This is a genomic window from Streptomyces sp. NPDC002490 (genome assembly GCF_040296045.1).
GTDB lineage: Bacteria > Actinomycetota > Actinomycetes > Streptomycetales > Streptomycetaceae > Streptomyces.
In genome coordinates, this window is record NZ_JBEOWM010000030.1 from 61,114 (window position 1) to 86,131 (window position 25,018).

The window sequence follows — 25,018 nt, forward strand, 5'->3', positions numbered from 1 at the left end:
TTGCTCCGGTGGTCAGGGTGAGGCTCTCACGAAGGTGGCGGGTGCGGGGCCGGAGAGTTCGAGCAGTTCGAAGGCGAGGGCGTGCGCCTCGGGCGGAAGCGGGCCGACCTGTCGGTCCCGGCGGGACCAGGGGGTGCCGGAGCGGATGCGGACCTGCACCGGATCGCCTTCGCCCGGCCCGCAGCGGAGCGCTGCGACCAGGGCACGGGGACCGTCGATGCGCAGTCGGAAGGAGAGGTCCGCCCGCCAGGCCCACAGGTGCGTGGTGCACGGGGGGTCGACGGGCAGGGCGTCCGCCGGAGCGAGGTGGAAGCCGTCCAGATCGGCCCATGCGCAGGTGCTGCCGGCCAGTCGGGTACGGGCCTGCGGCCAGGGAAGGCGACCGATGCGCTGGAGGAGGGCGGGGTGGAGCACGGAGTCGGACCGGGTCATACCGGAATCCCTTCGGGAGCGGGCGGCGCGGTGGCGTCGCGATGGGCCCGCCGCAGGGTCTCGACGGCCTCCGTACGGGCCTTCGCGAGCCAGTCGCTGGTGGCGGGCAGCGCGGCGAGGGTGCCGTGGCCGCGGGTGGTCCCGCCGCCGATGCCGACCGTGCCGTCCGCCACCTCGGACAGGGCCAGCACCAGTGCGGCACGGACCAGTTCCCGAACCGGGGAATCCCCCGGTTCGGGAACCGGGGGGTCGTGCCGCACAGCGAGCACCAGGTGCCCGTCCTCGACGGTCTGCTCGGCGTAGAGGGCCCCGTCCCGTGCCCCGCCGAAGACCCGGTCGAGGGCGACGTGGTTCCGCACCCGGACGCGCCCGTCACGGATCGGGGAGTCCGCGAACAGCAACCAGCCGCGCGCCCCCACCGCCCCCGGGCGAGCGCCGTCCCGGCCCGGCGGTGCCCCGGAACGCTCCGTCCACCCGAACGCCACGCACACGGCGCACCGGCCGCAGGTGCCCGGACCTGGGTGCTCGCCCCCGCCCCCGTGCGGGGTGCACACCCCGCCGACCCCCACCGACCCCAGGATGAACTCGCAGCGGGCGCGCAGCACCCCCTTCCAGGTGCTGCCGGGTACCACGGGGGTGCCCTCGTGGTCGCGGAGGAGGGGCGCCGCATCGGTTCCGCGACCGGGGTGGGCGAAGGGCTCCCCGCCGCCGATGTGGAGTGCGTCGACGATCCGGAACTCCAACGACCGATCGAACAGGAGCGCCTCGTCAGGGGCCCCGCCCGCCCGGTGACTGCGGTCGTAGACCACGCTGGCCCGGTCGTCGACCAGTTCCGGCCCGCCCTCGGTGAGCCAGTGGAGCAGGCCGGCGGTGGTGGACAGGTCGATCGCCCGGTGCCGGACGCGGACCAACTCGGCCCTTCCGTAGCCGGTGGTGCGCCCGCCGCCGACCCGTGGGCGCCACGCGCCGAGCAGCGCGACGACCTCGTTGACCAGCGGACACTCCGGCGCGGCGGAGTCGATCCGCAACCACAGGGTGATCTCGGTGCCCGGCGGGAGCAACTCGCGGGAGTGGAGACTGGTGGCGCGGGCCGCCGCCCGGTGGCGGTCGACCGCGGTGCGGCGTCGGACCACCGGCTCCTCCTCCGGCCGGCACCGGGTGCCGAGCACCCGCACCGTCGAAGCCCTCGCGAGGGTCTCCCCGCCGTCTTCGCCGGTGCCCTGGACCACCTCGCCGAACAGGACCGGGCGCCGATCGCGGGCCGCCTGCTGCCGCAGGGAGCCCACGAGCGAGGTGGCCGGGACGTACGGATTGCCCCAGCCGTCGCGGGCCAGGGGCAGGGAGGGCCGGCGGGCGGAGCCGACGGCGAGCGACTCGGGAGCCGCGACGGCACCGGGACCGGTGAGCTCCAGTACGGCTTCCAGGAGGTGGACGGTGCTCATGACGAGGGTGCTCCGTCCGTCGAGAAACGGTGCAGGGCTTCCAGGAGGAGCAGCACGCGGTCCAGGAGTTCGGCGGAGGCGTTCTCCAACAGGTCCGTCACCTCTTGTCGTTGGGAGGGGGTGAGCCGACGCAGTTGGGGGCGCCCCAGCAGGGCGGTGGCGGGGCCGGCGGGACCGTCACCGGGCTGGAGGACGTAGGGTCGCAGCTGGTCGAGGAACCAGGCGGCGTGGCCGGTGGAGTGCAGCAGCCGCGCAGGGCGCTCGGCCGGATCGGAGCCGGCGGCCCCGTCCGGTGCCGGCTCCGATCCGGCGGGCGGGACCCAGGACGTGGTGGCGACCTCCAACGCGCCGAAGCCCTCGTGCCGGCGCAGTCCGAGACCGCGTGCGGCGAGCGCACCGAGCGCCTCGGGAGCAGGGGGCCGGTCGAAGGCGAGCAGGAGGACCGATCCGGCGCTGACCGCGAGTTCGACGGGTTTGGGCAGCCGCGAGGCGGCGTGCCAGCCGCCGACCCGTTCGCGGCGCGCCCACACCCGTTCCACTGCCGTCACCTCGGCACCGCCGAGCAGCGGGGAGAGCTCCGAGCGGAGCGCTTCGCGCACGGCCCGGAGGTCGGCGGGGTCGAGGGGCAGTCCACTGGCGTCGGTGAGGACGGCGGGTGCGGTCAGGCGCAGGGCGAGTCGCTGTCCGCTGACGGGCCGGGGGCGCTCGGCCCGGTGGGCGGTGAAGGTGACCGATCCGGAAGTGCTGCGGCGCCCGCCGAGTCGCAGCCTGCGGGTCGCGGCGAGCCAACGGGCGGCGGCTTCGGGCAGGTCGGAGCCTGCGGAGAGCCGTCCGTGGAAGGTGCGCAGGCCGCCCTGGGCATCACGGTGGGCCAGCGCCCGACGGGTGAACAGCAGTCCCTCCTCGGCGACCCCCGTCCGGTCGTCGATCTGGAGCCGGGTGTTCTCGGTGACCCGTTGCCCCCGGCCCGGGCCGGCGAACTCGACGGCACCACGTCCCGGTTCCAGGGGGCCGCACGGACAGGACCGGGTCTCCTGCCCGGGGAACGCCTCGTCCACGACCAGCCCGCACCGGTACTTGCAGCGCAGGACGGACAGCGGAACGACGTGCGAGCCCGGGGCGAACAGCGGTCCGTAGGCGACCTGGCCTTCGAACAGGGCGAGGAACTCCCGCCGTGCCCGGGTCGGGGCTTGCGCCAGCGGCCCGTGGTCGAGGAGCCAGGCGGCGGCGAGGGCGCCGCGCAGCACCGAGCCGGGGATGTGCAGATGGGTCGCAACCGGTGCGGTGCCGGCCGGGCGCACCCCGAGGGCCAGTGGTTGGTGGGCGGTGATCCGGACGTCAAGCACGCGGGTTCCTCCACTGCTCGGCGAGCGTGCCGAAGCGGGCGAGGAGGGCCTCGTCCACGGTCGGCTCCTCGGGGGTGAACCGGACCCATCCCAGGCCGCGGCGCCGACCGGCGCCCAGAGCGTGCACCCCGGCGGCGGCGCACGCGAGGACGGTCCGGTGGTCCGCCACGGTCAGGGCGGGACCGTCCGTCGCGGGGAGCGGGGCGCACTGGGTGACGCTGAACTCGGCCGTTCGGGCCCACACTTCCTCGGCGTACCGGAGGTGGTCGTGCCGCGCGGTGCCGGTCTCCTCGTCCAGCGCCACGTGCGCACGGGTGACCACGACGGGTCCGGAACCCGCCCCGCCCGTGAACTCCACCGCGTCCCAGCCCCATGCACCGGGGTGCTGGGGTCCGCCGAACACCGCGGTCACCAGGCCCGGGGCCGCGGGGAGCAGCCGCTCGGCGGAGTCACGCATCAGGCCCTTGAGGGAGGAGGCCGGTAGCAGGTCGTCGGGGTCGACCACGGCGTTGATCCCGGGCCGCCCCCGGCCGGTGGCGATCCGGAACGGTCCGTGGAAGGTGATGGTCACCCGCACGGCCACCACCGGGCGAGTCCGAGGGCGGCGCCCAGTTCGACGCCGGAGGACGGCGGTCGGTCGGGCGGGTCGAGGGAGGGGAGGAAGGGGCGGACGGTCGGCAGGTGGCCGACCCGGTCGGCGACCATCGCCGCGATCATCGGACCGCCCTCGCGCAGCCCTTCGGCGAGCCGGGCGCGATGGCTGGCCGGCAGTTCCGCCAACCGCGACAGGGCTCGGGCGGTGGCCGTCGAACGGTCCCCCTCCCTCAGGAGGGACAGCGGCAGCGGTGCGTGCGGTGGTGCGTCGGGCCCGTCGGCGGTGACGTCCAGCCACTGCACCGAGGACTGCCGGCCGCCGAATGCCTGCTTCGCCTCCCGCAGCCGCTGGGCGGCGGATTCGACCGACAGGTGCAGGGGGTGGCTGGCGTGCGCGAAGACCACGCCCGCCGATGCGGTCGGCGGTTCCGGCGCGGTGCCGTGCACCTGAGTCAGCCGGGCGAGCACGGGCTCCGTCGCCGAGCGGACCCGCACGCCGAACCGCTGGAGGAAGGTCAGGGTGAAGTGCCACGCCTGGTCGGCGGGGAGACTCACCAGGACGTCGTCCCCGCCGACCACGTGCGGCACGACGCACAGCCGCTCGTGCTCCTGGGTCGGGGCCAACTCCAACGCGGCCTCCTCCAGGGCGGTGCGGGTGGCCCGGGCCAGCGCCGCCGACACGCTGGACTTCAAGGACGTCAACTCGGGGTCCTGACCGCTGCCTTCGGCCAGGGCCGCGAAGAAGACGCCGAAGGCGTTGCCGTCGACGGCCACCGTGGCCAGTTGGTTGCGGCCCGAGGCCGCGCTGCCGAGCGCAGCCAACTCGGTGAAGGTCTTCGGGGCGGCCCCCACCCCGAGGGCCGTGCGCAGCCGTCCTTCCGGAGTGAGGTCGTCGGCCGCGGACTCGCCTCGGCCGACGTTGCGCTGGGAGCAGTCCGGACACACCGCCAGCGGGCCGTCCGGGAACCGCTCCACCCCCGCCGCCGGGTCGACGTGGCACATCCGGCACGGAGCGGCCAGCGGGAACTCCGCGGTCGGCGGGAGGTCGTGACGCACCTCGCCGCGGCGGATGCGCGGCTGGAGCCGGTGCGCGTACACGAAGAGGTAGGAGTCCCCGGTGCCCCAGACGCTGTGGAACTCCGCGCCGGGCAGGGCGCTGCGCAGGTGCCGGAGCACCAGGTCCTGCACTTCGTGCACCTGCTTGGCCGGGGCCCGGTCCGTCGGGTGGGGGAAGCGCAGGCTGATCACGCCGTCCGCCTCGCCCGCCTCCTCGTTGACCTCGGCCAGGTCCCCCACCACCCGGGCGATCGTCGACCTCGCCGTCGCCCGGGCCAGCGCGTCGCTGGCGGTTCGATGACCGCGCAGGCTCGGGGTGCGGGTCAGGTAGTGCTGGATGCGGACGGCCCCGAAGTCCACGTACACGAACCGGTCGTTCATCGCTTGTCCTTCTGCGGGATGACCTTCATCGCGGGGTTCGGCGCACCGGCGGAAGGCAACTGTCGGTAGGGGAAGTTCACCTTCTGGGCCCGTCCGCCGGAGGTCTCGTTCCAGAAGGTGAAGGACGGCTTCAGCGCCTTCGTGTCGAAGCGCTCGTCGGGCGTCGCCAAGGTCGCGGCCGGCGGGTACCAGACCCGGTCCGGTGCGGCCCAGTCCAGCCGCAGCACCTTGCGCAGTTGGCTCTTCCAGAGGCGACGCAGGTCGGGGGAGACGGAGGCGCGGAACGCCGCGACGGCGCCCTGGACGTCCAGGGCGGGCGGTGGCCCGCCGAGGTAGCGGCTGGCGGCGTCCGCCGGTGACAGCGCGCACACGCGTGCGGTGACAGTGCCGAAGCCGAGCGGGCGCCCGCCGCCCACGGCCCAGCCGTAGGCGTCGTCGGCTTCGTCGGCGTCACGGAGCACCAGGGCCGGGTCCACGGCGCACAGCAGCCCGCCGAGTTCCGCGGCGTCGAGGTTCTCGAAGTGGACACGGAAGGTGAACACCGACCCCGCGGGCAGCGACTCGGCCTGCGACAGCAACTGGTTCTTCTCCTGCTGCCCGTTCTGCGCGGGAAGTCGGTCCTCCTTCTCGTACAAGGTCTCGAAGGCGTCGGGCTCGGTGGCGGTGGCCCGGAAGTAGGGGCGCAGTTGTGCCGAGCCGGTCAACCAGTACTGCTTGCGCCCGCGCAGCCGGCGCTCCGCGTTGTGGTCGCCCTCCGATCCCCACTCCCGCAGCGGGGGGCCCTGCGAGGTGGTCGCCGTGCGGCCCTCCAGCTTCCCGCTGTGGGTGAAGTAGACCTGCCCGGCGCCGGGCTTCGGGGAGCCCAGGGGCGGCAGATGCCGGATCTCGGTGGGGTGGGCCCGGTGGGGGACGGCGTCCCCGAAGCGGACGTGGCCCCGGTAGGACCGCTGCTCGGCGCGGCCGGTCCTGCCGTCCTCGCCCTCGGTGTCGGCGGCTCCGAAGATCCGGCAACTGGGGCAGAGCTGCCGGTGATCGGTGCAGGCGAGGAGGTGTTCGGGAACCCGCTGCCCGGCGGTGGTCGTCCCGCCTGCGTGCCGCCAGAGCTGCGCCAGGGTGAGTTCCTCGACCGCGAGGTGCTGGGGGTCGGTGATGCCGGGCAGCACCCACACCACCTGGTCGACGAAGAGTCGGCGCCGGGCGAGGGCGCGCAGGCCCAGCAGCTTCCCGTCCTTCCCGGGATGGAACACCTTCCCGGTGGGCAGGGTCGCCTCCGTCACCGGACGGCGCTGCTGGCGGAACTCGCGCATGTCCTTCGTGTCGTCGACCGCGTCCAGGAACCGCTGCCAGACCGCGTCGGGCAGCGTCACGGCGCGGGTCCTTCCCTCCAGTTCCCCCGTCGCGCAGAAGTAGCGTCCGGGCAGCCTGGCGCCGCCCGCAGGGTTCTTGCGCTCCTTTTTCCGGGTCTGCGCGTCGGTGACCAGGACCACCCAGGAGCCGCCGGCACGCACCTGGTGGGGCTCCGTCACCTGGTGGCGTCCGAGTGCTTCCACGCCCCGGTCCAGTAGGGTCACCCGGGCGCCGGTCCGCAGGTTCCCGGCGCCGCCCAGGGCCTGGTGCAGCGCTGCCGACTCCACCCAGACCGGATCGCCCGGACAGAGCTCCATCCGCGACGGCCGGCCGTCCTCGTCGACCTCTCTGACCTGCGCCAACCGCCAGGCGCCCGGGCGGGCGCGCGCCTGGTCGCGGTAGCCAGGCCGGAACTCGGCGGCGAACACCCGCAGACAGCCGCCGGCCAGGGTCTCGTGCAGCGAGCGCACCGCACCGGCGAGCGACGAACCGGGCAGGTACGGCACGGGGTCGGCGAAGCCGGGGAACCGCCGGACGGGGAACCGTCCCACCTCGCCCCCCTGCCCCTCCTGGTAGACGTCGCGGAGCAACAACGGGCTGCGCGCTGTGACCTCGACGTCGACGGAGCCCGCGTAGCGCCCCTCGGCCAGCCGGCCGTGCCCCGCCCCCGCGGTGCGCCACCCCGGCGGGGCCTCCTTCGCGAGCGAGGTGAGGGTGTACGGATTGATGAACGTGTCGTCGGCCGTCTTCCGCACGTCGGACAACTGGACCTCCCCCGGAGCGGCACTCTGCCGCAGGACCGCGAAGGTCACTCTCTACCGGAGGCGCAGGTCGTGGTGCAAATCAACTCGCCCTGCCGAAAAGGGTCGTGGGCGTCGATCCGGATGCGGACGGAGGACGGGCAGGGCCGTCGCGGAGGGGCCGCAGTATCCCAATCCGTCATGCGCATTTCAACCGTGGTCATCGGGTGACCCACGGGGTATGTTGTCGCACGCGCAGCGGACACGAAGTTCCGAATAGCGGCGATCCCGCTCATGGACCACCGTGCCCGGGCGCACCTGTCGCCCCGTCACGAGGGACGGAGCACAGGACACCAGGCCGTCCTCGTCATCGGCCGTTCCCTCACCGTGCACTCCCCACACCGCCGCTAGCAGCGGTGCGCTGTTCCACCTTCCGCGCCCCGTCCCCGCAGATCCTCGCGGTCACTCCCCAAGTTCCTGACGAACGAGGCGCGTTCCCCCACTTCCGACCGCCTTGATCCGCGGCCGGACCCACGAAAGGTGTCAGCCCTCCTATGCGTACGACCCACCTCGGCGGCCTCGCCGCCGGCACCCTCGGTCTCGCCCTTCCGCTCGCCCTCATTCCCAGCAGCGGGTCCGCAGCGCCCGCCCCCACGCCGCTGCTCAAGGTCACGCAGGCCCCGGCCGCGACCGAGATCAAGGGCCAGTACATCGTCACCGTCAAGGCGGGCAGCGACCCGGCCGCCGTCGCCGAGGCGCGGTCGGTCACACCGGAGTACGTGTACGACGAGGTCCTCAACGGATTCGCCGCCACCCTCACCTCCGGTGAACTCGCCGCGCTGCGCGCCGATGCGCGCGTCCAGTCCATCGAGGAGGACCAGAAGGCCGCTCCCTCCGCCACCCAGAACAACGCCCCCTGGGGGCTGGACCGAATAGACCAGCGCAGCGGTCGCAACGGTTCCTACACGTACACGAGCACCGGCGCGGGCGTCACCGCGTACGTCATCGACACCGGCATCGACACCAGCCACCCCGACTTCGGCGGCCGGGCCCGCAACGTCTTCGACGCCTTCGGCGGCAACGGTCAGGACTGCAACGGCCACGGCACCCATGTCGCCGGTACGGTCGGCGGTTCGACCTACGGCGTGGCCAAGGGCGTCCAGCTGCGCGGGGTGAAGGTCCTCAACTGTCAGGGCTCCGGGTCGTTCTCCGGCATCATCGCGGGCTTCGACTGGGTCCGGCAGAACGCCGCGAAGCCCGCGGTCGCCAACGCCTCGCTCGGCGGCGGCTACTCGGCGGCCCTCAACAACGCGGCCACCAACCTGGCCAACTCGGGCGTCCACACCACTGTTGCCGCCGGCAACAGCAACCAGGACGCCTGCAACTTCTCCCCGGCGAGTGCGGCCAACGCCCTCTCCGTCGCCGCCTCGGACTCCGGGGACGCCAAGGCCAGCTTCAGCAACTACGGTAGCTGCACCGACCTCTACGCGCCCGGAGTGGGCATCAACTCGGCCCGCATGGGCGGCGGCAGCACCGGCATGAGCGGCACCTCGATGGCCGCCCCACACGCGGCGGGCGTGGCGGCGCTCTACAAGGCGTCCTACGGCGACGCCTCCAGCGTCACGGTCAACAACTGGCTGATCAACAACAGCACGCCCAACGCGATCCGGGGCAACGTCAGCGGCACCCCGAACCGTCTGCTGTTCAAGTCGACCCTGTGAGTCCGCGCGGGTAGGCGGTGAGCGTTTCCGAGGGCCCGGCCGTCCGGCCGGGCCCTTCGGCGCCCGCTCCCGGACTCCCGGCGCCCCTCACCCTCCGCCCCGCTGGGCGCGGCGGAAGGCGCCCGGGGTGGTGCCGGTGTGCCGGACGAAGTAGGTGCCGAAGTTGGTGGCTTCGGAGAAGCCCAACTGGCGGGCGATGCCGGAGACGGGGTCGTCGGTGTGGGCGAGCAGGCGTTTGGCCTGGAGGACCACCCGGGCGTCGATGACCTGCTTGACCGGCTGCCCGGTGGCCGCCAGGCAGGCGCGGGTGAGCGACTTGACGGAGTAGCCGAGGGTCGTGGCGTAGTCCTCTGCGCGACGGGTGCGGTGGTAGGAACGCTCCAACTCGGTCCGGAACCTGGCGTAGGTCCCCTGGGCGTCGGAGGTGCTGGCGCCGGGGTGCGGGAGGCGCTCGACGTGCAGGAGCAACGCCGCCAACAGGAATCGGAGGACCTCGGTGGACACCCGGCCGGGCGGGCGGCCGTACTCGGCGGACACCCGTGAGAAGAGGGCGCAGGTCGGGGCGAGGTCCGGATCGCCGGAGAGGTCCCAGACGGTGGGGCCGAAGGGCGCTCCCCGCAGGTGACTGGGGCCGTTCGGAGCCGGCGGGAAGTCCGTGGTGAAGATCAGGTGGGGGCCGTCCGGCCGTCCGCCGGGGTGGAAGCGCTGCACCTGGCCCGGGCGCACCCACAGCAGGGTGCCGGGGCGGAGCGGGTGTGTCACGAAGTCGACGGTGTGCCTGCCCTTTCCCCCGGTGATCAGTGTCAGGGCGTGGAAGTCCGTCCGGTGGACCTGCTGGAGTACCCGGCCGGCGACCCGCTGGCGAAGGGTCGCCAGATCCGTGACCTCGATCCCGGGGACCGGTGTGTCGGGGGCGTGGAAGCCGTAGTGCGGGATCGGTGGGTTCCCCGGCCCGGTGCGCCCTGCATTCGGGCCGGAGGCATCGTCCAGGACGTGTCCGTTCTTCACCATGATGAGTCCCCAGCCTATCTCGCGGGAGAGCCCGCCACGAGGGAGGCTGGTGAGGACGGGTCACCCCCGAAGAACCCGGTTGAGCAGCGAACGGAGCATTCCCATGCAGGGCACCATGACGATCATCGACAGGCTGCCGATCCGCGTCCACAGCTATATGGCGCCGGACGACAGTCTGAATGTGACCACTCACCTGATCGAGACCCCCCACCGGCTCATCGCCGTGGACGCACAGTTCGCGCTCGGGTACGCGCAGGAGGTGGTCGCCTATGCGGGCACCCTCGGCAAGCCCCTCGACCGGGTCGTCATCAGCCACGCCCACCCCGACCACTTCCAGGGGGCCGGCCGCTTCGGGGCTCCGGTGCACGCCCTGGCCGCCGTCCGGGACGGGATCGTGGCCCAGGGCGACGGACGCGACCCCTCCGGCGCGGTGATCCCGGTCGCCGACATGACCCCGACGCGGACCATCGAACCCGGTGTCGAGGTGATCGACGGGGTCCGGCTGGAGTTCGCGGCCCTCTCCGGTGGCGAGGCGACCGACGAACTGGTGGTCCGGTTGCCCGAGCAGGGCGTGCTGATCGCCCAGGACCTGGTGTTCCACCACACCCACCTCTTCGTCGGCAACAACGACCTCGCGGGCTGGCGGGCGGCCCTGGACGCGCTCGCCGCCGACCCCGGCTACGACACGGTCCTGCCCGGACACGGGCTGCCCGCCGGGCGCGAGGTGTTCACCGAGATGGCGCAGTACCTCGCCGACGCCCGGGAGCTGCTCGGCGACGACGGCGAGGCGTACAAGAAGGCGATCCTGGAGCGCTACCCCGACTGGCGCGCCCCCGCCCTGATCGACATCGGCAACCAGTACCTCTTCGGTCCGCTGCCGGGTTGAGCCGGGGTCGACCCGGGTGCCTCAGGCGTGCTGGGGCACTTCGTCCTTCAACACCCCCCGGAGCTGCTCACGGAGTTCCGGGGTGTCCTCGTGCCCGTGCACGGACGCCGCGTGCTCCGCGGCGGCCCGGACCACCTCCTCTTCCTCGCCCGCGATGGTGAGGGTGCAGTTCGACTCGCTCGGGTAGTCCCGGCAGTCGGCGACCTTGCGCATGACGTGCCTCCAACGACGGGCCGCCCCGCCCACCGTCCCGGCCGCCCGTACGGCCGCCGGGGCGAGGCCGGCGGAGACGGGATGGGGTGTGCTCTCCCTCCAGCGTCCCTCCGCTTGCGCGGAGGGGAAAGCGGTGGACCCGTCCCGTGTCGCACGGTCGCCGGTGGTGGCGCACGGTGCGCGTGCCGTTCCCGCGCCCGCCCGCAGCGATCACGCGGTGGTCGGGGGCCGGGGCGAGCAACGAAGGATTCGATGCTCAGGCGTAAATGGCTTCATCATCTTCCGCTCGGTGACGGGTGGCTGCCAGCATCAGCGCACTGTCACCGGCTGAGGGAGAGAAATGGCCATCCTGACTGAATCCAGACGGCTGCGCGCCCTCGTGGCCCTGGCCGCCGCGGCCGCTCTGGCGCTCACTGCCTGCGGGCGGTCCGACCAGGGCGGGGACGCGGAGACGGGCGGCGGCGACACCGCCGGCAAGACCGCCAAGGAGATGCTCCCCGAGGCGTTCGAGAAGGGCGGGGTACTGAGGGTCGCCACCGCCGTGGGCTACCCGCCGATGGAGATGTACAAGCCCGGCACCACCGAACTCACCGGGGTGGACCCGGACCTCGCCCGGGCCCTCGCCGACGAACTCGGCCTCGAACTCAAGCTCACCAACGCCGCCTTCGACGGACTCATCCCGGGCCTGAAGTCGGGACGCTTCGACCTCGTCATGTCCTCCATGACCGACAGCCCGCAGCGCCGGCAGGCCGTCGACTTCGTCGACTACTTCCGCACCGGCGGAGTGATCATGGTCAAGAAGGGCAACCCCGAGGGCATCACCACCCTGGACGGCCTCTGCGGCAAGGCCGTCGTCCTCGCCAAGGGCAGCTCCAACCTGGAGATCGGTCAGCAGCAGAACGCCAAGTGCGGCGAGAAGATGCGGATCTCGCAGAGCGAGGACGCCCCGACCGGCCTCCTCCAGTTGGAGAGCGGACGCGCGGTCGCCACCATCGTCGACTACCCGGTGGCCCAGATGTTCGCCGAGAAGAACCCCGCGTACGAGGTCGTCCCCACCCAGTACGGCGCGGCGCCCTGGGGCATCGCGGTCAGCAAGGAGCAGAGCGGACTGCGCGACGCCGTGCACCGGGCCCTCCAGACCCTGATCGACAACGGCGCGTACAAGAAGGTCCTCGACGAGTACGGGGTCGCGGGCAGCGCCGTGCCCCGGGCCACCATCAACGACGGTCAGTGAGCCGGGACGATGGAGGAAGACGTGCGTCTGAGCAAGGACGATCCCCCGCAGACGGTCGGGGCCGCCGACGCGGTGCGCCCTCCGGCCGCCCCCGCGCGGCCCCCGGCGCCGGACCGGGAGCGACCCGACGCGGCGACCGGTCCGGACGACGCGTTCGCCTTCCGGATCACCCGGCGCCCCCGCCCCGGCCGCTGGTGCGCGGTGGTGATCGCCCTGGCCGTGGCCGGGTGGCTCGGGTACACCGTCGTCGTCAACCCCAACCTGCACTGGGACGTCATCATCGACTACCAGTTCGACGCGGTGATCCTCGAAGGGCTGTGGGTGACGATCCAGCTCACCCTCGTCTCGATGACCGCCGGCATCGCCATCGGCGTCCTCGTCGCCGTGATGCAGTTGTCCGAGAGCCCGGTGCTCCGCCTCACCGCGAGCGCCTACACCTGGTTCTTCCGCGGCACCCCGTTGCTCGTCCAACTCATCTTCTGGTTCAACCTCGCCCTGCTCTTCCCCGTGATTGGCATCGGCGTCCCCTTCGACGGCCCCAAGCTCGTCGAGTGGCAGACCAACGCGGTCATCACCGGCTTCGTCGCGGCCCTGCTCGGGCTGTCCATCAACGAGGGCGCCTACCTCGCCGAGATCGTCCGGGCCGGCATCCAGAGCGTGGACCCGGGCCAGCGGGAAGCGGGCGCCTCCCTCGGACTGTCGAACCGGCAGATCCTCACCCGGGTCGTCCTGCCCCAGGCCATGCGGGTCATCATCCCGCCCTTCGGCAACCAGTTCATCTCGATGCTCAAGACCACCTCCCTCGTCTCCGTCATCGCGGGCGCCGACCTCATGACCGTCTCCCAGCACCTCTACCTCGCCAACTTCGAGGTGATCGCCCTGCTGATGGTCGCCTCCCTCTGGTACCTCGCGCTGACCACCGTCGCCAGCGTCGCCCAACACTTCGTCGAACGCCGCTACAGCCCCGGCGCAGCCCCCCTGCGCCGTCGGGTGCTGACCAACCTCGTCCCCGGGCGCACCGGCAAGGGAGCCGTCTCGTGACCGACCTCGTCCTCAGGGCCCAGCAGGTCCGCAAACGGTTCGGCGACACCGAAGTGCTCCGCGGCATCGACCTGGAGGTCGACACCGGCGAGGTGCTGTGCCTGATCGGACCCTCCGGCTCCGGCAAGTCCACGCTGCTGCGCTGCTTCAACCACCTGGAGGCGCCCGACGCCGGCCGCGTCTGGCTGCACGGCGAACTCGTCGGCTACGAACCGCACGGATCCTCCGGCCGCGTCCTGCGCGAACGGCGCGCCAAGGAGGTGCGGGCCCAGCGCGAACGCATCGGCATGGTGTTCCAACGCTTCCACCTCTTCCCGCACCGCACCGCCGCGCAGAACGTCATGGAAGGGCCGCTCGCCGTCAAGCGCCGCCCCCGCGCCGAAGCGGAGCGCGCGGCCCGGGCCCTGCTGGAACGGGTCGGCCTCGCCGACCGCGCCGACCACTACCCCGGCCAGCTCTCCGGCGGCCAACAGCAACGCGTCGCCATCGCCCGGGCCCTGGCCATGGAGCCCGCCCTGATGCTCTTCGACGAACCCACCTCCGCACTCGACCCCGAACTCGTCGGCGAGGTCCTCGGCGTCATGAAGGACCTGGCCCGCAGCGGCATGACGATGGTCGTGGTCACCCACGAGATGGGCTTCGCCCGGGAGGTGGCGGACCGGGTGGTCTTCATGGACGACGGCGTCGTCGTGGAGTCCGGACCCCCCGCGCAACTGTTCGGCGCCCCGCGGCACGACCGCACCCGGGCCTTCCTCTCCACGGTGCTGTGATGGGGCGCCCCCTCGACCTGCTGCTGCACGGCGGCACGGTCATCGACGGCACCGGCGCACCGGCCCGCACCGCCGACATCGGGGTCGCCGCCGGGCGGATCACCCTGCTGCCCGCCGGCCACCGGGCCACCGCGACCACCGTCATCGACGCCACCGACCGGGTCGTCACCCCCGGCTTCGTCGACGTGCACACCCACTCCGACGCCCTCGCCGTGCCGCGGGGCCCCGAGGACGCCGAGGACACCGGGGACCCCGCGCTCGCCGCGCTCCGGCTGGCGCCGCTGCTCCAGGGGGTCACCACCGAGATCGCCGGGAACTGCGGCTCCAGCCTCTTCCCGACCCTCCCCGAGCGGCTCCCCGCCCTCGCCGCCCACACCCGGGTGACCTTCGGCGTCGGCCCCGTCCCGCCCGCGACCGACTTCACGGCCTTCGCCGCGGGCCAGGCCCCTCACCTGCGCGCCACCCACCTCGCCTCCCTCGTCGGCCACGGCACGCTGCGCGCCGGGGTCATGGGCTTCGACGCCCGGCCCCCCACCGCCGACGAACTGCGCACCATGGCCGACCTCCTCGACCGGGCCCTCGCCCAGGGCGCTGCCGGGCTCTCCACCGGACTCATCTACCCGCCCGGCGGCTACGCCGACACCGAGGAGATCGTGACGCTCGCCCGGGTCGCCGCACGGCACCGCAAGCCCTACGTGACCCATCTGCGGGACGAGATGTCACGGGTGGACGCCGCACTGGAGGAGGCCCTGGAGATCGCCGCACGCTCCGGCGCACCGCTCCAGGTCTCCCACCACAAGACCGCCGGACGGCACGCCTGGGGCGCCACCTCGCGTACCCTGCCCAGGCTGGAACGGGCCCGGACGGAAGGGGTGGACGTGTACTGCGACGTCTACCCCTACACCGCGGGCAGCACCGTGCTGCACGCCATGCTCCCGCCCTGGGCCAACGAGGGCGGCATCGGCGCCCTGCTGGCCCGGCTGCACGAGGACGCGGTGCGCACCCGCATCCGCCGCGACATCGCGGAAGGCGTCCCGGGCTGGGAGAACACCGTCGGAAACGGCGGCTGGGACCTCATCACCGTCGCCGCCGCCCCCACCCATCCGCACGTCCAGGGACGACGGATCGCCGACCTCGCCGCCGAACGCGGCTGCGACCCCGTGGACTACGCCTGCGACCTGCTGCTCGCCGAACGGGGCGAAGTGACGATCATCAGCCACTCGATGCGCGAGGACGACGTCCGTCGGGTCATCGCCAGCCCGCTGTCCATGATCGGCTCGGACGGCGTGCCCAAACCCGGCCGCCCGCACCCCCGCTGGGCCGGCAGCTTCGCCCGCGTCCTCGGCCACTACGCACGGGACGAGGGCCTGCTGACCCCGGAGGAGGCCGTCCACAAGATGACCGGGCTGCCGGCCGCCCGCTTCCGACTCGCCGGACGCGGCACCGTCACCGAGGGGGCCCACGCCGACCTCGTCGTCCTCGACCCCGCCGCGGTGCGCGACCGCGCCACCTTCGACACCCCGCTGTCGCCCCCCGAGGGCATCGACGCGGTCGTCGTCGCCGGGCGCGTCGCGGTCCGCGACGGAGCGCCGACCGGCGTGTGCGCCGGTCGGGTCCTGGAGGTGCGGTGAGCCTCGCCCGCATCGCCGCGGCGGCCGGTCGCGCCACCGCACTGCCCCTGGTCCTCGCCGTCAGCGCCGTCGACCTCGACGCCACCGGCCCGGACACGGAGGCCGGCGTCCACGAGGACCGGGTGCTGCCCGTCGCCTCCGCCTCCAAACTGCTCCTCCTCGCCGAGGTCGCCCGCCGCCTCGACACCGGGGAACTCCCCGCCGACCGGATCGTCGACGTCCTGCCCGAGGACCGGGCCGGCGGTACCGGTCTGCTGTCCCGGTTCGGACGCGGCGGCTGGACCGTCGAGGACCTGTGCTGGTTGACCGCCTCGGTCAGCGACAACACGGCCACCAACGCCCTGCTGCGCCTCGTCGGACCGGACGCCACCGCCGACCTCGCCGCCCGGCTGGGGCTGGACCACCTGGCCCTGCACGACCGCGTCCGCGACGAACGCGGCCCCGGGGTGCCCCCGGTCTTCGCCACCGGCACCGCCCGGGACCTCGCCCACCTGGTGGCCCACGCCGCCCGCGGCACCCTGGTCTCCACCGGGGCCTCCGCCCGGCTGCTGCGCTGGATGCGCTCCAACACCGACCACGGCCTGGTCCCCGCGCTGGTCGCCCACGACCCCTATGCACCCGGCTTCCCCCGGCCGCTCCCCGGCGCGCTGCTCGTCGCCAACAAGACCGGCACCGACCGCGGGGTGCGCGCCGACGCCGGACTGCTCGTCGGCACCCGACGGCTCGCCTACGCGGTCGTCGCGCACTGGGACACGGCGCTGGGACCCAGCACCGAACGGGCCGCCGTGCACGCCATCCGGGACGTGGGGCGCACCCTCGCCGCCTGCGCGACCGACCCCGGGCGGGACTGACGCACCGGGTGGTGCACGGCGGAGCTGCACCACCCGGTCTCAGCCCCGGGAGAGCCCGAACTGGCTGCCCAGCAGGGTGCCCACCGCGCGCGCGGCCGTCCGCAGCTCGACCAGGAAGTGGTCGAGCAACGGATTCACCCGGGTGGGCCGGGTCGCGACCCCGATCCGCCGGTGCAACTGGGGGTGGTCCAGCCGGCACACGTGCACGCCGGCCGTGTCGCCGAGGCCGAGCGCGGGCACCAGGGCGATGCCCATGCCCACCCGGGCGAGGTTCACCGTCACCTGGTAGTGGTCGCTGCGGCACCGCACCCGCGGCAGGAAGCCCTCCGCCGCGCAGGCCCGCTCCAACACCGGCTCGCCCGTGCCGCCGCCCCGGGTGCCGATCCAGGTCTCGCCCTCCAGGGCCGCGAGCCGCACCGTCGACCGACGCCCCAACCGGTGGCGCAGCGGCACCACGATCAGCTGGGGTTCGTCGAAGAACATCTCCACGTCCACCGAGGCGTCGCGGCACCAGGGATCGAGCGGATGCTCGAAGACCACCACGGCGTCGAGCCGGCCGGCCTCCAGATCGGGCACCAACTCGTGCGGCTGCCCCAGGATCAACTCCAACTCGACGTGCGGCCGGCGCGCCGAGAACCCGGCGAGCGCCCGGGGGAGCAACTCCAGCCCGGACGAGGCGAAGAACCCCAACCGCAGCACCCCCGCCTCACCGGCCGCATGACCGCGCAGATCGTCCTCGGCCACCGCCATGAGGTCCGCGATGGCCTGCGCGTGGTCCGCGAGCCGCTGCCCCGCAGCCGTCAGCCGCAGGCTCTGCGGGGCCCGCTCGACCAGGGCCACCCCCACTTCCTGCTCCAGCCGGGCCAACTGGTGCGACACCGCGGACGGGCTCAGGTGCAGGGCCTGGGCGGCGGCCACGATGGTGCCCTTGCGGGCGATCTCCAGCAGGACGAGCAGACGTGCGCTGTTCAGCATCGCGTCAGCCTAGGCCGCTCCGTGCCCCCGCCTACGCCCGGACCGCGCCGGGCGTGGCGGCCCACCCCTGCGGACGGTCCGTCGGCGCCGTGACGTCGAGCCGCAGCAGGTCCTCCTCGGTCTCCCGACGCACCACCAGCCGGGCGTGCCCGTCCCGCACGAAGACCACGGCGGGCCGTGGGAGCTTGTTGTAGTTGGAGGCCATCGCATAGCCGTACGCCCCGGTCACCGGGGTGGCGAGGACGTCCGACACGGCGAGGTCGGCGGGGAGCGCCGCCTCGTCGACCAGGACGTCCCCGCTCTCGCAGTGCTTGCCGACCACCCGGGCCCGCAACGGGCGAGGGGCCCGTGGGCTGCGCGGCAGGAACGCCTCGTACCGGCTGCCGTACAGCGCCGGGCGCAGGTTGTCGCTCATCCCCCCGTCGACGCTGACGTAGGTGCGCACCCCCTCGATGCGCTTGACGGTGCCGACCCGGTACAGCGTCAGCCCGGCCCGGGCCGTGATCGACCGGCCCGGCTCCACCGACACCGCCCCCGGCCAACCGGCGCCGTGCACCGCGCCGTGCACCGCGTCCGCCCAGGCGGCGAACGTCGGCACCCGTTGGCCGGCCAGGTACGCCACCCCGAGCCCACCGCCGACGGTGAGGTCCGCCGCACCGACCCCGACCGCGAACCGGGCCACCGCCGCGGCGCCCGCTGCCAGTTCGGCGGGGTCGAGCACCTGGGACCCGACGTGTGCGTGCACCCCGTCGAAACGCGTCGCGGGGCTGCGCCGGACCCGTCGCACCGCCTCCGCGGCGGTGCCGTCGACCAGGCCGAATCCGAACTTCGAATCCCGACCGCCGGTGCGGATGGCCTCGTGCGCCCCGGCGGCCACCCCGGGCGCCACCCGCACCAGTACCGGCAACGGGCCCGGGACGCCGTCCCGGTGCGACTCCTCGATGCGGTCCAACTCGTCGAAGCTGTCCACCACGACGTGCCGGACGCCGACCTCCGCGGCCGTCCGCAACTCCGCGACGTCCTTGTTGTTGCCGTGCAGCACGATCCGGTCGGCCGGCACCCCGGCCCGCAGGGCGGTCCGCAACTCCCCGCCGGAGGCCACGTCGAGGAGCAAGCCCTCCTCGTGGGCGAGCCGTGCCATGGCCGTGCACAGGAACGCCTTGGAGGCGTAGGCCACCCGGCCCGGGCCGAAGGCGGCGACCGCCTCGCGGCACCGCCGCCGCAGGTGCTCCTCGTCGTACACGAACAGCGGCGTGCCGAAGCGCTCCGCCAACTCGGTCAGCGGCACCCCTCCCACGGCCAGCCCCGCGGGGCCGGTCGTGGCGGTGCGGGGGAGCAGGTCCGGGTCGATGGCTGACGGGGTCACGGTTCCTCCCACGGGCAGACGGGCTCCCCGCCATCCTGCGGCCCGCCGCTGGCACACGAAAGCGGATTCTTCGATGGCTGAGCACGCACGTCTTCGATGCTCCCCACTCTGCCTGCCGCGGCTACTCCACCAGGCCGGCCGCATGGTCCGGCACGTACGACTGGAGGTCCTTCGGCGGGCGCTGGTAGCCGGAGGCGGGCGGCCGGGGAGGGATGGTGACATCCGGTGGCGGGACCTCGCGGTAGGGGACCGTCGACAGCAGATGAGCGATCATGTTGAGCCGCGCCCGGCGCTTGTCGTCGCTCTCCACGATGTGCCAGGGGGCCTCGGGGATGTCCGTGTGCACCAGCATCTCGTCCTTCGCCCGTGAGTACGCCTCCCACCGGGTGATGGACTCCAGGTCCATGGGCGACAGCTTCCACCGCCGCAAGGGGTCCTCCAGCCGCTTGCGGAAGCGACGTTCCTGCTCCGCGTCGCTCACCGAGAACCAGTACTTGCGCAGCAGCACACCGTCCTCGACCAGCATCCGTTCGAAGATCGGGCACTGGTGCAGGAAGCGCTGGTGCTCCGCCTTGGTGCAGAAGCCCATCACGTGCTCCACCCCGGCCCGGTTGTACCAGCTCCTGTCGAACAGCCGGATCTCCCCGGCCGTCGGCAGGTGCTCCACGTAGCGCTGGAAGTACCACTGGCCGCGTTCCCGCTCCGTGGGCCGCGGCAGGGCCACGATCCGCGCCACCCGGGGATTGAGGTACTCGGTCACCCGCTTGATCGTGCCGCCCTTGCCGGCCGCGTCGCGTCCCTCGAAGACGATGACCAGACGGACCCCCTCGGCCCGCACCCACTCCTGGAGCTTCACCAACTCGCTCTGCAACCGGTACAACTCGCGCTCGTACGGTTCCCGCGGCAGCTTCCGCCCGCCGCCCGACCCCGTGCCCTTCGCCGCCATCCGTACGCCTTCCTCGCCGTCGGTCGTCGTCTGGGCCGCCCCGTCGCGGCCTTCCGACCCATGATCAGCACGTTAACCGACCGCCGTGGCCGGCCCGCCTCCGAAGCGGCCGACCCGCTCGCACGGACCCCGCCAACGATCCGCGGGGGAACCGGCATTGCGGTCCGCACGGAAGGCGTTAAGGTCAGGCGCACGGGGGCGTTGCGAACCGGTTGCCCCCACCCGTCACGGAACCCCACGTCCACGGAGACCATCGGTGAGTCCCTCCTCCGTTCCGCCTCGCACACCCTTCGCGCGGCAGGACGCGGCCCATCGCCGCCCGGCAGGCCCCGCACGTCCGCACACCGCCTCGCGGGAACCGTTCGCCGCCGCGAGCGGAAGGCCGCGGTGATGAACATCAACCGGAGGATGCGGCGCCTCGCCCTGAACCTCTCCGACGCGGTGAACGCCCGGGGCCTCGAACTCCCCGCCGGGGCACCGGTGCTCTGCGCCGCCCTGTGCGAGGAGATGGCCCAGCGCCGTGGCCGCCCCATCGTGCTCCGCTTCGAGACCTTCCCCGACCAGGCGGGCGTCACCGGACTCATGCTGAACTTCGACGACTACGACATGATCCTGGTCGAGCAGCGCCACGACCCCGTCCAACAGGTCGTCATCGTCGGCCACGAGCTGTGGCACCTGACCGAGGGCCACGGCCGCCCCGCCGCGCACGATCCGGCCGCCGCCCGTGCCCTCGCCGGGGAACGCCCCTCCGACGAGGCGGGCTGCCGGTGGACGGACATGCTGCGCTCGTTCGCCGCCCGCAGCCACTGCCACGACCACCACGAGCGCGACGCCGAGTCCTTCGGCCTGCTGCTGGGCAGTCGACTGCGCGCCCTGATCGAGGACCCCCACCGCCGGCGCCCGGTGCGACAGGACGGGATCAGCATCCGCATCCAAGCGTCCCTCGGCGTCCGGTAGCCGCGTGAGACCCTCCGACCTGGACGTCACCTACCTCATACCCGCCGCCGTCCTCATCGCCGCCCTGCTCTACAAGGCCCCGGCCATCGTCCGGTTCTGGCGCGACAAACTGCTGCGCGCCGTCGGCGGACTGCTGGTGCTCGCGTGCGGGGTGTTCCTCTTCGCCAACCCCCGGACCATCGTCTGGCTCAACCGGGTCACCGGCGTCCCGAACGTCTCCGCGCCCTGGGTGTACACCCTGCTGACCGCGTTCTGCGCGTCCTGCCTCATCCTGATCATCGTCTGGAAGAACGACGACCGCGCGGCCACCCGTCGCGCGGTGTGCTGGGTCACGGCCGTCTACAGCACGGTGATCGTGGGCCTGTGGGTCCTCTTCGCCCTCGCCGACGTGCCCGAGGAACGCGTCCACGACCTCGACACCCACTACGCCGACACGCCGTTCATCCGCGAAGTGGTGGTCCTCTACCTGCTGGCGCACACGGTGGCGGTGCTCATCACCTCCTACCTCATCTGGTCCTGGCAAGGACGCCTGCACGGATGGCTGCGCAGCGGGGTCGTCTGCCTCGGCATCGGCTACGTGGCGAACCTCGGCTTCGACACCGTCAAGTGGACCGCCGTGGTGGCCCGGTGGGCCGGCGGGAACCTGGACCACCTGAGCACCCGGGTCGCCCCGCCGGTCGCCTGCGTCAGCGCCGTCTTCATCGGGGCCGGCTTCATCCTCCCGCACGCGGGACAAGCCGCCCAGGACTGGTGGCACGCCCGCGCCAGCCACTGGCGGCTGCGCCCGCTGTACCGACTGCTGAAGTCCCACGCCGACGTGAAGCCCGCCCTACGGGTGGGGCGTTCGCGCAGCGCTGCCCTCGCCCTGACCGCCCGCGAGACCTACATCGGCGACGAGGTCATCCACCTGGGCCCGTACATCGACTACGCGCTGTGGCGCCGGGCCCGCGACGAGGCGCTGGACAGGGGAGCCGCCCCCGGGGAGGCCACCGGCATCGCGGGCGCCGTCACCCTGCTCACCGCGATCGAGCACCGGGCCGTCCGCTCCCGCGACGACGCGGTCCGGGGCGAGGCCCCCGGCGCGCCGCTCGGCGGTCAGGCCCAGGAGATCGCCCGGGCCCTGCGCTCGCCGGCCGTCGTCGAGGCGGTCCGCGCACGTGTGAACGCCCGAACAGAAAGCGTGCCCCCATGAGTGACCGCTCCGCCCGCTCCGGCAGATCCGTCGTCGTCCTCGGCGGCGGACTCGCCGGTGTGCTGACCGCCCAGGCCCTGTCCGCCGTCGCCCACGTGACGCTGGTGGAACGCGACGTGCTCCCGGCCCAGCCGGCGCCCCGCCGGGGCCTGCCCCAGGCGCGCCACGTCCACCTGCTGTGGTCCGGTGGCGCGGACGCCATGGAGGAACTCCTCCCCGGCGTCACCCACCGGCTGCTGGCCCGCGGAGCCCGCCGCCTCGCCCTGCCCGACGACATGGTCGGGCTCTCGCCGCAGGGGTGGTTCCGGCGCTGGGCAGGTGCCCACTACATGCTCCTGTCCTCCCGGGACCTCCTCGACGCGACGGTCCGGGCCCAGGTGCTCGCCTGCGACCGGGTCACCCTGCGGCAGGGCACGGAGGCCCTCGGGCTGGTCGGTGACGCTTCGAGGGTCATCGGCGTCCGGGTCCGGGACGGCGACGGCGCGCGGTACGCGCTCCGGGCCGATCTGGTCGTGGACGCCACCGGGCGGGCCTCGCGCGCGTCCGCCTGGCTGCGCGACCTCGGCCTGCCCCCGGTCCCGCAACGGACGGTCTCCTCCGGGCTGGTCTACGCGAGCCGGTTGTTCCGGGCGCCGAAGGCGACCCACGACGGGTTCCCCGCGGTCAACATCCAGGCCGACCCGCGCGGCCTCGGCCCGGGTCGCGCCGGCACCCTGATCCCCGTCGAGGGGGGCCGCTGGCACGTGACCCTCTCCGGTACCACCGGAGGCGAACCCACCCGCGGCAACGACGCGTTCGAACGGTTCGCCCGCGGACTGCGCCACCCGGTGCTGGCCGACCTCATCAGCCGGGCGGAACCCCTTGAGGACGTGGCGCTCACCCGGACCACGGCCAACCGCCGCCACTACTACGAACGGGCCCGGCGCTGGCCCGAGGGCTTCGTCGCCCTCGGTGACGCGGTCGCCGCCTACAACCCGACCTACGGCCAGGGCATGTCGGTCGCGGCGCAGAGCGCCCGGGCCGTGCGGGCGGTGGTGCGCAGCCGGGGCTGGGAGACGCCGGGGCTCGCCCGCCACCTGCAACGGGCCGTCGCCGGACCGGTGTCGGTCGCGTGGTCCATGGCGACCAGCCAGGACGTGTTCTACCCCGGGGCCACACCCCACGGCCCCACCCTGCGCGAACGGGCCTCGGCCGCCTATCTGGACCGGTTGCTGCACACCGCGACCGGCAACGGTCGCATCGCCCGCGAGGTCACCCGGGTGACCTCCATGGAGCACGGCCCCCTGCTCCTGCTCAAGCCGTCCGTGCTGCTCGCCGCCGCCCGTGGGCCGCTGCGCCCCCAACTGACCGGGCCGCCCCTGACCCGGGGCGAGCGGGAGGCGGTCGTCGGCGGGTGAGGGGCGGGCCGCGGCTGGCGGATCGTTCCTGCGCCCCGGTTGTCACCGCCTTCTGGGAGAGTGACCGCATGACCACGACGCCGAACCCCGAGTCCAGCCCCGGTCCGCCGGTGGCCCGCATCCCCCCTGCCGTCCGGGAGGAGGCGATCCCCGTGCTCAGGGTGCGCGACGCCGACCGGGCCGCCCGCTGGTACGCCCGCCTGGGCTTCGCCCGGCAGTGGGAGCACCGCTTCGAGCCCGGTCTGCCCGCCTTCGTGGAGGTGGCCCGCGGCGCGGTCCGGCTGTTCCTCTCCGAGCACGTGGGGGACGCCCGCCCCGGCACGCTGGTGTACCTGAGGGTCACCGACGTGGACGCGGTGGCGGGCGAGTTCGGCGTCACGGCCGAGGACGTCCCCTGGGCGCGGGAGATCGAGTTGACCGACCCGGACGGGAACCGGCTGCGGGTGGGCACCCCCCTGGACTGAGCCCGTCCTCAGTGCTCGTCGCCCGCCACCTCCATGGTGCGGTCGAAGGTCTTCCCGCCGTCCCGGGACTCGTACACCCCGTCCTGGGAGGCGACCACGAGCCGCTTCGCGTCCACCGCGGTCAGGGCCTGGGGCGCGCCACCGGGGACGGTGCCCCGGCTGCTCCAGGTCTTCCCGCCGTCCGCGCTCACCCGCAACGCGCCCGCCGGGTCGATGCCGTACAGGCTCGCGCCCTCGGGCCAGGACACGAAGGCCAGCACGGGCTCGGCTGCCGCACCGAAGGAGGCGCCGCCGTCCGTGCTGCGGACGAGTCCCTGCTGGGTGGTCGCCAGGACGGTGTCCGGGTCCTCGGGGCTGACCGCGATGTCCACGGCGGCCAGGGAGGCCCGGTCGTCCCACCGCACGCCGTCCGCGCTCACCCGCAGCAGGCCGTTGGTGCTGTCGTAGCCGTAGACCGTGTCGTGGGCGTACTCCAGGGAGTGGAAGTCGACCTCGCCGCCGAGGGACTTCTCCTTCCAACTGCGTCCGGTGTCGGTGCTCTCGATGAGTCCGAGGTTGTGGGGGGCGTCCCGGCCGGGGGCGGGGTGACCGCTGGCGAGGAACGCACCGGACTTCCCGAGCGTGAAGCCCATGAAGTCGTCCTTGCGTTCGCCGACCAACTGCGGCCGCCCCTCGCCGTCCGGGGTGTAGATGCCGTTGTGCGTGGCGACGTACAGCGCGTCGTCCTTCGGGTCGATCTCCACCCCGTGGATGTGGCTGATGGCGGTCCCGGCGTCGTTCCCGGCCGCATCGTCGGAGGAGTCGGACGAGCAGGCGGTCACGGTGAGGCCGAGGGCGAGGGCACAGACGGACAGGGTCATGCGGTGCTTCATCGGAGAGTCCTGATCAGGTGTCGGGCGCGGCCGGTCCCCGCTGGGGAGCGCCGGCCGCGGGCGGGGGAGGGGGGGACGGGGCCCGGGGGCCCCCGGGGCCCCGGGCCGGGCGCGGACAGCTCGGGGGCGGGGGGGGGGAGTTTATATGGGGTG

General features: G+C 73.5%; 23 protein-coding genes. 11 read left to right on the forward strand and 12 right to left on the reverse strand.

The features are described 5' to 3' along the window. Positions 1–12 precede the first annotated feature (12 nt). Genes ABT092_RS20030 through ABT092_RS20055 form a run of 6 tightly spaced genes read right to left on the reverse strand, consistent with a single transcriptional unit; the run spans position 13 to position 7,353 of the window. Positions 13–432 carry a hypothetical protein gene (locus ABT092_RS20030; RefSeq protein WP_351245636.1) on the reverse strand — a complete coding sequence of 140 codons (420 nt, stop codon included), beginning with the start codon at positions 430–432 and terminating at the stop codon, positions 13–15. Next, the gene (locus ABT092_RS20035; protein ID WP_351245638.1) at positions 429–1,874 is read right to left on the reverse strand and encodes an RAMP superfamily CRISPR-associated protein; all 1,446 of its coding nucleotides are present in this window, start codon (positions 1,872–1,874) and stop codon (positions 429–431) included. The genes ABT092_RS20030 and ABT092_RS20035 overlap by 4 nt, the downstream gene beginning before the upstream one ends. Then, entirely contained in the window at positions 1,871–3,220 is a 1,350-nt protein-coding gene (locus tag ABT092_RS20040; RefSeq protein WP_351245640.1) for a type III-B CRISPR module-associated Cmr3 family protein, read from the reverse strand. The genes ABT092_RS20035 and ABT092_RS20040 overlap by 4 nt, the downstream gene beginning before the upstream one ends. Further along, on the reverse strand, positions 3,213–3,791 hold the full coding sequence (locus tag ABT092_RS20045) for an RAMP superfamily CRISPR-associated protein (protein WP_351245642.1): 579 nt from the start codon (positions 3,789–3,791) through the stop codon (positions 3,213–3,215). The genes ABT092_RS20040 and ABT092_RS20045 overlap by 8 nt, the downstream gene beginning before the upstream one ends. Then, entirely contained in the window at positions 3,788–5,251 is a 1,464-nt protein-coding gene (locus ABT092_RS20050; RefSeq protein ID WP_351245644.1) for a Cas10/Cmr2 second palm domain-containing protein, read from the reverse strand. The genes ABT092_RS20045 and ABT092_RS20050 overlap by 4 nt, the downstream gene beginning before the upstream one ends. Then, the gene (locus ABT092_RS20055) at positions 5,248–7,353 is read right to left on the reverse strand and encodes a TIGR03986 family type III CRISPR-associated RAMP protein (protein WP_351245682.1); all 2,106 of its coding nucleotides are present in this window, start codon (positions 7,351–7,353) and stop codon (positions 5,248–5,250) included. Before ABT092_RS20055 ends, ABT092_RS20050 begins: the two co-directional genes overlap by 4 nt. Before the next feature lie 539 nt (positions 7,354–7,892). Between ABT092_RS20055 and ABT092_RS20060 the strand changes: the two genes are divergently transcribed. After that, positions 7,893–9,059 carry a S8 family peptidase gene (locus ABT092_RS20060; protein ID WP_351245646.1) on the forward strand — a complete coding sequence of 389 codons (1,167 nt, stop codon included), beginning with the start codon at positions 7,893–7,895 and terminating at the stop codon, positions 9,057–9,059. Between the two features lie 87 nt (positions 9,060–9,146). On the opposite strand, the gene ABT092_RS20065 is transcribed toward ABT092_RS20060, so the two are convergent. Continuing rightward, a complete protein-coding gene (locus ABT092_RS20065) occupies positions 9,147–10,073 on the reverse strand; it encodes a helix-turn-helix domain-containing protein (protein WP_502968467.1) in 927 nt (308 codons plus the stop codon). Positions 10,074–10,185: 112 nt separating this feature from the next. On the opposite strand from ABT092_RS20065, the gene ABT092_RS20070 reads away from it, so the two are divergent. Then, positions 10,186–10,956: an MBL fold metallo-hydrolase gene (locus ABT092_RS20070; protein WP_351245650.1), complete on the forward strand. Its 771-nt coding sequence runs from the start codon at positions 10,186–10,188 to the stop codon at positions 10,954–10,956. A gap of 21 nt (positions 10,957–10,977) precedes the next feature. Here the strand turns inward: ABT092_RS20070 and ABT092_RS20075 are convergent, their stop codons facing one another. Beyond that, the gene (locus ABT092_RS20075; protein ID WP_351245652.1) at positions 10,978–11,169 is read right to left on the reverse strand and encodes a DUF1059 domain-containing protein; all 192 of its coding nucleotides are present in this window, start codon (positions 11,167–11,169) and stop codon (positions 10,978–10,980) included. Between the two features lie 340 nt (positions 11,170–11,509). Here ABT092_RS20075 and ABT092_RS20080 point away from each other — a divergent pair, with 340 nt between their 5' ends. Genes ABT092_RS20080 through ABT092_RS20100 form a run of 5 tightly spaced genes read left to right on the forward strand, consistent with a single transcriptional unit; the run spans position 11,510 to position 16,696 of the window. After that, positions 11,510–12,403, forward strand: a complete 894-nt coding sequence (locus tag ABT092_RS20080) for an ABC transporter substrate-binding protein (RefSeq protein ID WP_351245654.1) — start codon at positions 11,510–11,512, stop codon at positions 12,401–12,403. 21 nt (positions 12,404–12,424) lie between these two features. Further along, positions 12,425–13,444 (forward strand): amino acid ABC transporter permease, encoded by a 1,020-nt coding sequence (locus tag ABT092_RS20085; RefSeq protein WP_351245656.1) that lies wholly within the window; start codon positions 12,425–12,427, stop codon positions 13,442–13,444. Beyond that, a complete protein-coding gene (locus ABT092_RS20090) occupies positions 13,441–14,214 on the forward strand; it encodes an amino acid ABC transporter ATP-binding protein (protein WP_351245658.1) in 774 nt (257 codons plus the stop codon). Before ABT092_RS20085 ends, ABT092_RS20090 begins: the two co-directional genes overlap by 4 nt. Next, positions 14,214–15,845: an N-acyl-D-amino-acid deacylase family protein gene (locus tag ABT092_RS20095; RefSeq protein ID WP_351245660.1), complete on the forward strand. Its 1,632-nt coding sequence runs from the start codon at positions 14,214–14,216 to the stop codon at positions 15,843–15,845. The genes ABT092_RS20090 and ABT092_RS20095 overlap by 1 nt, the downstream gene beginning before the upstream one ends. Then, complete coding sequence (locus tag ABT092_RS20100) at positions 15,842–16,696, forward strand: serine hydrolase (RefSeq protein WP_351245662.1); 855 nt, start codon at positions 15,842–15,844, stop codon at positions 16,694–16,696. The genes ABT092_RS20095 and ABT092_RS20100 overlap by 4 nt, the downstream gene beginning before the upstream one ends. A gap of 39 nt (positions 16,697–16,735) precedes the next feature. On the opposite strand, the gene ABT092_RS20105 is transcribed toward ABT092_RS20100, so the two are convergent. The 3 genes from ABT092_RS20105 to ppk2 form a co-directional block, all read right to left on the reverse strand. Then, a complete protein-coding gene (locus tag ABT092_RS20105; RefSeq protein WP_351245664.1) occupies positions 16,736–17,671 on the reverse strand; it encodes a LysR family transcriptional regulator in 936 nt (311 codons plus the stop codon). Between the two features lie 31 nt (positions 17,672–17,702). Continuing rightward, on the reverse strand, positions 17,703–19,094 hold the full coding sequence (lysA, locus tag ABT092_RS20110; protein ID WP_502968466.1) for a diaminopimelate decarboxylase: 1,392 nt from the start codon (positions 19,092–19,094) through the stop codon (positions 17,703–17,705). 64 nt (positions 19,095–19,158) lie between these two features. Next, entirely contained in the window at positions 19,159–19,983 is an 825-nt protein-coding gene (gene ppk2 / locus ABT092_RS20115; protein WP_351245668.1) for a polyphosphate kinase 2, read from the reverse strand. A gap of 390 nt (positions 19,984–20,373) precedes the next feature. Here ppk2 and ABT092_RS20120 point away from each other — a divergent pair, with 390 nt between their 5' ends. The 4 genes from ABT092_RS20120 to ABT092_RS20135 all read left to right on the forward strand — a co-directional run bounded on the left by ABT092_RS20120 (position 20,374) and on the right by ABT092_RS20135 (position 23,993). Next, a complete protein-coding gene (locus ABT092_RS20120) occupies positions 20,374–20,940 on the forward strand; it encodes a toxin-antitoxin system, toxin component (RefSeq protein ID WP_351245670.1) in 567 nt (188 codons plus the stop codon). A 4-nt stretch (positions 20,941–20,944) separates the two neighbouring features. Then, positions 20,945–22,132 carry a hypothetical protein gene (locus ABT092_RS20125; RefSeq protein WP_351245672.1) on the forward strand — a complete coding sequence of 396 codons (1,188 nt, stop codon included), beginning with the start codon at positions 20,945–20,947 and terminating at the stop codon, positions 22,130–22,132. Next, positions 22,129–23,529 (forward strand): FAD-dependent monooxygenase, encoded by a 1,401-nt coding sequence (locus ABT092_RS20130; protein WP_351245674.1) that lies wholly within the window; start codon positions 22,129–22,131, stop codon positions 23,527–23,529. Before ABT092_RS20125 ends, ABT092_RS20130 begins: the two co-directional genes overlap by 4 nt. A gap of 68 nt (positions 23,530–23,597) precedes the next feature. Next, complete coding sequence (locus tag ABT092_RS20135; protein ID WP_351245676.1) at positions 23,598–23,993, forward strand: glyoxalase superfamily protein; 396 nt, start codon at positions 23,598–23,600, stop codon at positions 23,991–23,993. An 8-nt stretch (positions 23,994–24,001) separates the two neighbouring features. Here the strand turns inward: ABT092_RS20135 and ABT092_RS20140 are convergent, their stop codons facing one another. Then, positions 24,002–24,865, reverse strand: a complete 864-nt coding sequence (locus tag ABT092_RS20140) for a F510_1955 family glycosylhydrolase (protein WP_351245678.1) — start codon at positions 24,863–24,865, stop codon at positions 24,002–24,004. Positions 24,866–25,018: the final 153 nt, after the last annotated feature.

Coding starts and splice junctions, on each gene's coding strand:
- ABT092_RS20030 (WP_351245636.1), bottom strand. CDS start 432: ATGACCCGGTCCGACTCCGTGCTCCACCCCGCCCTCCTCCAGCGCATC.
- ABT092_RS20035 (WP_351245638.1), bottom strand. CDS start 1,874: ATGAGCACCGTCCACCTCCTGGAAGCCGTACTGGAGCTCACCGGTCCC.
- ABT092_RS20050 (WP_351245644.1), bottom strand. CDS start 5,251: ATGAACGACCGGTTCGTGTACGTGGACTTCGGGGCCGTCCGCATCCAG.
- ABT092_RS20060 (WP_351245646.1), top strand. CDS start 7,893: ATGCGTACGACCCACCTCGGCGGCCTCGCCGCCGGCACCCTCGGTCTC.
- ABT092_RS20070 (WP_351245650.1), top strand. CDS start 10,186: ATGACGATCATCGACAGGCTGCCGATCCGCGTCCACAGCTATATGGCG.
- ABT092_RS20075 (WP_351245652.1), bottom strand. CDS start 11,169: ATGCGCAAGGTCGCCGACTGCCGGGACTACCCGAGCGAGTCGAACTGC.
- ABT092_RS20080 (WP_351245654.1), top strand. CDS start 11,510: ATGGCCATCCTGACTGAATCCAGACGGCTGCGCGCCCTCGTGGCCCTG.
- ABT092_RS20095 (WP_351245660.1), top strand. CDS start 14,214: ATGGGGCGCCCCCTCGACCTGCTGCTGCACGGCGGCACGGTCATCGAC.
- ABT092_RS20105 (WP_351245664.1), bottom strand. CDS start 17,671: ATGCTGAACAGCGCACGTCTGCTCGTCCTGCTGGAGATCGCCCGCAAG.
- ppk2 (WP_351245668.1), bottom strand. CDS start 19,983: ATGGCGGCGAAGGGCACGGGGTCGGGCGGCGGGCGGAAGCTGCCGCGG.
- ABT092_RS20120 (WP_351245670.1), top strand. CDS start 20,374: ATGAACATCAACCGGAGGATGCGGCGCCTCGCCCTGAACCTCTCCGAC.
- ABT092_RS20130 (WP_351245674.1), top strand. CDS start 22,129: ATGAGTGACCGCTCCGCCCGCTCCGGCAGATCCGTCGTCGTCCTCGGC.
- ABT092_RS20135 (WP_351245676.1), top strand. CDS start 23,598: ATGACCACGACGCCGAACCCCGAGTCCAGCCCCGGTCCGCCGGTGGCC.
- ABT092_RS20140 (WP_351245678.1), bottom strand. CDS start 24,865: ATGAAGCACCGCATGACCCTGTCCGTCTGTGCCCTCGCCCTCGGCCTC.